Below are 5,932 nucleotides of genomic sequence, written 5' to 3' on the forward strand. Positions count from 1 at the left end.
GTGAAAATCATGTAATACAGGATATTTCACTTGAAAATTTTGCACGGCATTTTGATTTTGACATTACCGCAATACTCATTCATTGCAAAGTGTAAGTAACAGGATAGTCTTGATTATTTTAAAGCAGCAATGCAGTAAGCTCGATATACACTTATATGTATCGGAGCAATATTCCTATTAGGTCAAATACATAAGGGAGGTATCTTATGGATGAAATGAGCGTAAAAGAATTACAAAAAGAAATGTCTGATTTAGGTATTCTTAACATTGAAGCATCCGGTGAGCTTACTTCATCTTGTGTCCAAGATGCTATTGATGTGGTTAAATCCATCAATCTTGATTTTCATCAGTTAGCAGAAGAAGCAAAAAGAAAGAGGAGTAATCCACTAAAATAATGGCAACACATGATGAAGAGACACGGAATATTGAGTGGGCAACAAAAGTTTTCCGCCCGCTTTTAAAAGATTTAGACATTTCACATCTTACAACTACTGGTAATGTGCAAATATTAACCGCTGATTACAGGATATTTAGTAAATATCGTATGGATAGATGTGTCGTTGTAGTATGTTATCGTAAACTTACACAAAGCTATCATCAAGGATTATTTATATGGCAATATAGTGAAAAAGAGAATTTCTATGCATTATATATAGTATTAAATACTGATTTACAATCTAACCCTATTATCCGTAAAGCGGTTGCTGTACATGAGTATGTTCATTGTATTGCTGCTATGCTTGCATTTTCCCGTTTGGAAACCTCCAGATTAATAGAAATTCTCCATTCAAAAATGTCAAAGCGTTTTCATATTCTTACTAGTATTGACATTAGTAAAATATTAAAAGATTTAAAAAAATCATCCGATTTAGATACATTTGACGATGCTCATTTTAGAATAGAATGGGAAGATTTTCAAGCATCGTATTCAGAATTATATAGAAATCTCTTATTATCCTATGAACTTTTTTGTGAAAAAGGTTTTTTTGATAAAGCGACACGGGTTACATTTTTTCAGCATATAAAACAAAAAAATAGCGAAGAAGCTATTAAAGTCTTATTTGGTGCCATGGATAAAATTACCGCTTCAAAAAATCTTGATTGGACTTTTGTAGCACAGCGGGTCTTGACTGAATTTCTACCGTTAATTTTTACTGGTAAATAATCCCCCTTGCCAGTACGCCCGCTTTCACTTATACTCAGACAATAAGGAGTTCACCATGAAAAAGATTGCTGTTTTATTGCTGCTGGTGTTAGCAGTTTCGTTTCAAGTACACACAGAAACTACATATATAGATGGTTTTAGAGGGTTACCATGGGGAACTTCACGAGCTGACATTATAGAAAGAGAGGGGCCTCCATTACTGATAGATGGCAATGATATGATGTATACTGGGCTGGTAGCAAAAAGGCAGGCTCGAATATTATATGAACTACTTAATGGTAAGTTAGTATCAGGTACTTACTCTTTTACAAACGAGTATATAAATAAAAATTTATACATAGATGATTTTAAAGATTTAAAAATCCGTCTTATTAAAAAATATGGAGAACCTGCTCTAAATAATATCGAATGGTCAAATAATCTTTATAAAGATAATCCTTCTGAATGGGGAAAGGCAATATCTTCCGGACATCTGGCATATTATGCTGAATGGAGCTTGAATGAAACTAGAATAATATTATCTTTACACGGACGTAACGATGATATTACACTCATGCTTATCTATGTGGCAAAAGAACAAGAAAAGGCTTTACTTAACAATATATTTGGAAATACTGATCAAGATGAAGGCTTATAAATATAAATTTTTATTAAATGCTTTAATATCGCCCCCATTCAGAGGGCTGTTTATTATTTACACTAGGAGTTTGCTATGAAAAAGCCCATCTATCTTTTATTTGCGTTATTCATACTGTCTATGGTATCCTGTAATTCTGCAACTGGAATAGTCCAAACGAATGCGAAAGGAAATACTATGACAGAAGATCCGATGGCGAAAGAAAATAAATCACTAGTTCAAAAAAAGGAACAAAAGATAAATAATTATTGGGGTAGAGTTTCACTAACCAGCAAGAAGGAAGATGGGCGAACTATTGAAGAGAAGTTAAAAAACGTTCCACCCAAAGAAAATATTATCAACACTGTTCTCTTCGACTATGGATTGGATTTTAATAAGATTTTTTCAAAAGATGAAGTTTATTTTTTTCTTGCAGAAATAAAAAAGACTATTGCGCATGATGCCAAAAGTATACGTTTTACTATAACCGTAACACTTGCTGGTGAGAATGAGGATCAAGCTCGTGCAAGTAACCCTGTACAAATAAAATATGCAAATAATGATATGTTCACTCTTTCTAGCCCTGTTATTACATACGCGAAAAATGAGCTGATCTTCAAATCTACTCGAGGTATGTTTGATAAAAAAAACATCATAGTCATGGCAGACCTTTCCTTGCAGGATATTATCAAACTACGCTCCCAACAAGCAGGATTTGCATAAGCAAAACAAGAGCTTTTCGGTTTCTATACCACAAGTCTTTGTTGAGTATCTGCGAGAGTTTTAACTGATTTTTAAAAAACCATTTTCATCTCGATAGAGTAAGTTATGTTCTGTCGGTTTCCCGAATTTGATATTCGGCATAAGTACTTGCTGCGCTGGGCTATAGGTATAAAATTGAAAATCATGCAGTGAAACCCTATAAGCATATCCTTGTTCGTCCGTTGTTGCTGCTGTGTTGATTACACCTCCAGACTTTGTGGCGCTAATGGTACCAATTTCTTCTCCAGTTTTATTGAGCAATCTTAGCTTAACTGAGAGACCGAAACAAGCGCATCTTTCATACAAGACACACCTAACGGTATCGCCACCATAAATACCTGTTCCATAGTGTTTTGTTACTAAAGGTGTATCGTAAAAATAATTATTGCGAGAAAGATAGTTAGCATCTTCAATAGTGCTAATCTTGCCTGCACAGGTAAAGGCATCATTCCCCTTACTCCACGAGAATTGAAGTGATTGCTTTGTATCACTCGCATTGATTACTTTAAACCCTTGACAGTCGATTTCCCCTTCAAACTTTGCATTTTTCATAAAGGCGAAGCCGCTTGGGGTAACTTTAAAAACTTCTTGATTATTATTCTTAATAAGTAACCCGTTCGTTTCGTCAAACCATGCTTCAAAGTCTTTATCGGAGTTTCTATCGCTGTCAATGCGTAGCTTTTGTACGATAAGCTCTTTTAAAAACGCCTGATCTGCTGCCAGTTTTTTTATAAACGCTTCTTGCGTAACGAGCGCTTTTGCAAACAACGCCCCGAAGTGTCCGGTCTTTTGCATAAGTTCTTCTATTTCGCAGATGTGGAGCATGCAGGCGTGATAATGTTCGCCATAGTTTTTCTCCGGTGTCAGCGGTTCCCATTTTCCGCCCGTCCAGCGGTAGCATACGCCGACTTTCCAGCCGCCTACCGTTTTACTCATCAATACCCAGTCGCCTGCATTGGCATCAACCGCTCCAAGCCGCTCACCTTTTGTGATAACCGCTGTTTTATTCGCCGGTACGGTTTCAACAACACCTAAGTATTTAGGGGTTCTCGCTGCTATCGCCTTATTCACGGCATTGTCGGGATTATTCGGATCGGTTGCCCAGTCTACCGGTTCAGCGGTTATCTCTTGCGTGTACTCCGATACCGCACCGTTATACGTCCCTGCAACGCTAAAAAGGTAGGGCTGATAGTTTTCAAGCCCGTTAAAATCGCTTGTTCTTCCCTTTACCTGCCGGTAGTTGTACTCTGTATCACTTTCCTTTTTCCATTTTACGCTGTAGGTATCTTCCTGCCCCTCCCACTCAAGTGTAATGCAGCCTGTTTTTGCATGTGCGGTAACGCTAAAGGGCTTGTAGGCGTATTCCCGCACCGCTTCAGGCTCATCTTTGAAGATTGCATCGGCTACCCCCTGCATCGGATTAAACAAAACCCCGCCTAACCCAAACTCTTGCTCATACACATTTTCTTTATACCGAATACGCTCATGCTCCACGTGTACCCGATAGATTTTATTTGTTTTCGGGTGTACCAGCGGCACGGTATCAAACATACGCAACGGCTCATCTGTTTGCACCTGAAACATCGGATTATCATCCTTGCGTAAGGCTTTTATCTTTTTATAGCCCGCCTGCCTGAGTTCCTCAACCGTTTTCATTTTGGTATCGGTAAAAACCTGTTCAACCGTATCACGGGAATCATACGTGCCGTGTTCGGGAACCCGTACATACAGCTGCTGCAAGCCCTCGCCGGCACCATAGCAGTGTAGTACGTTCACCTTATCAAGCTCATGCTTAATTGTTTTTATCGTGGTATTGTTAAACTGCCTCGCTTCGGCATCATCGGCACGGAGCATCTTTTCATAGTTTATCGGCTTTTCAAGACTTTTTGCACATTCAAAATACGCCTGCCCGTTTTCAAAAAAGCATTGACTGTCAAAGGGGTATTTTTGTCGTATTTTTTGCAGCGCGTCCCACAGCGTACCGCCTGATAATTCGATACCGTCTACCGGCATATCCAGCTTTTTTGGCAGCTTTTTCAAGCGTAATTCCGTTTTTTTGCGCGTGATAATCTCAAATGAACGCAGCACCGGCGTAAAGCCCCGCACGGTTCTATCAACCAGCACATTGTTTTCATTATAGACCTTATGCGTGGCGTAGTCTTTTATCCAGTCAGCATTGACATACTGCAAGGTAAACCGCACGGCAACATACCGCTTATTGGAAACAATCGGCACGCCGAACAGGGCGGCTGCATCTTTTACGCCCCGCGGTGCGCTTAAAATAGGAGCTGTAGAAAAGTCAACCTGCGCGCTATCTGTTATCGGGGTATCGGAGCCGACCGACTGCACACCGATATAGACTTTCTCCCCGCTTGTTTCACTCCACCGCACATACCGCTGACTCACGCAGTCTCCGCAGTCGAATGTAAAGGTAATATGCCCTTTCTCGTAGTAGTGCAGCGAATCGCCTTGCTCGTGCATCGCCAAATGAATATCCCCGTCTTTTATCTTGTTTAAGTCGATATTCACCTTATCAAGATAGCGGGTAAACTCCGCCAGCGTTGAACGCCTGATAAAATCAAAGCCGTACATAAGGTCTGAAAGCACAAAACTTAACGGCTTGCCGCTCCAGCCTTTCCAGTTTGCCGGAATACGGTAATGCGTCAAAAAGGCTTCAAGCGTTTCAATATTGTATTTAATATACTCACCATTGCCGAAGGTATCCTTGAGCATCACGTCTTTTACCTTTTCAACCGTGAGCTGGTCTACCTGCTTATACAGGCTTGCGTATTTTGCATTCGGGTAATACGGTATCTCGGTAATTTCACCGGAGCCGATAGTATTTTTCTTATGCGAATACCGCCAGCTGTTTTCGTATTCTTTTGCTAAAAAATTCCCGTTTTTGTCATACAGTAAAATCATTTGAAAGTATCCCTTGCTCAAGTAGTGTTATTATAATCACTTACCGCATATATGAGGGGGGCGTCTCCCCCTGCACTCCAAAAAACCGGCGTACTGCTGCACTTGTTACAACACCGTTTCTCTTGACGTGAGAATGCCATTCTGCCCCACCGCAACCCATGTACTATTGGCATAATAGACATGATGGAGAAAGACGTCCTGCGGGCTGTTTTGCTTTATCCAATTCACACCGTCTGTTGACGTGAGAATGCCATTCTGCCCCACCGCAACCCATGTATCATTGGCATAACAGACAGACATGAGATATCCTACAAGCGGGCTGTTTTGCTTTATCCAATTCACACCGTCTGTTGACGTGAGAATGTCACTATCCCCCACCACAACCCATATACCATTGGCATGGTAGACAGACTGGAGCCAGCTTTCCTGCGGGCTGTTTTGCTTTATCCAATTCACACCGTCTGTTG

6 protein-coding genes are annotated in these 5,932 nt (G+C 40.2%); 4 read left to right on the top strand and 2 right to left on the bottom strand.

Annotation, left to right across the window (positions count from 1 at the left end):
* Positions 1-206 precede the first annotated feature (206 nt).
* The 4 genes from ACTTJ8_RS11230 (at position 207) to ACTTJ8_RS11245 (ending at position 2,504) form a co-directional block, all read left to right on the top strand.
* Positions 207-395 (top strand): hypothetical protein, encoded by a 189-nt coding sequence (locus ACTTJ8_RS11230; RefSeq protein ID WP_442718997.1) that lies wholly within the window; start codon positions 207-209, stop codon positions 393-395.
* Positions 395-1,165 (top strand): hypothetical protein, encoded by a 771-nt coding sequence (locus ACTTJ8_RS11235; protein ID WP_442718996.1) that lies wholly within the window; start codon positions 395-397, stop codon positions 1,163-1,165. The genes ACTTJ8_RS11230 and ACTTJ8_RS11235 overlap by 1 nt, the downstream gene beginning before the upstream one ends.
* Positions 1,166-1,220: 55 nt before the next feature.
* Positions 1,221-1,802: a hypothetical protein gene (locus ACTTJ8_RS11240; protein WP_442721236.1), complete on the top strand. Its 582-nt coding sequence runs from the start codon at positions 1,221-1,223 to the stop codon at positions 1,800-1,802.
* 75 nt (positions 1,803-1,877) lie between these two features.
* Positions 1,878-2,504 carry a hypothetical protein gene (locus tag ACTTJ8_RS11245; RefSeq protein WP_442721237.1) on the top strand — a complete coding sequence of 209 codons (627 nt, stop codon included), beginning with the start codon at positions 1,878-1,880 and terminating at the stop codon, positions 2,502-2,504.
* A gap of 60 nt (positions 2,505-2,564) precedes the next feature.
* Here the strand turns inward: ACTTJ8_RS11245 and ACTTJ8_RS11250 are convergent, their stop codons facing one another.
* Together ACTTJ8_RS11250 and ACTTJ8_RS11255 are read right to left on the bottom strand one after the other, a co-directional pair.
* Complete coding sequence (locus tag ACTTJ8_RS11250) at positions 2,565-5,465, bottom strand: hypothetical protein (RefSeq protein WP_442721238.1); 2,901 nt, start codon at positions 5,463-5,465, stop codon at positions 2,565-2,567.
* A 105-nt stretch (positions 5,466-5,570) separates the two neighbouring features.
* Positions 5,571-5,932, bottom strand: a 362-nt coding sequence (locus ACTTJ8_RS11255) for a WD40/YVTN/BNR-like repeat-containing protein (protein ID WP_442721239.1), incomplete at its 5' end; no start/stop codon positions are given.

The sequence above is a fragment of the Treponema sp. genome (genome assembly GCF_052169735.1).
Classification (GTDB): domain Bacteria; phylum Spirochaetota; class Spirochaetia; order Treponematales; family Treponemataceae; genus Treponema.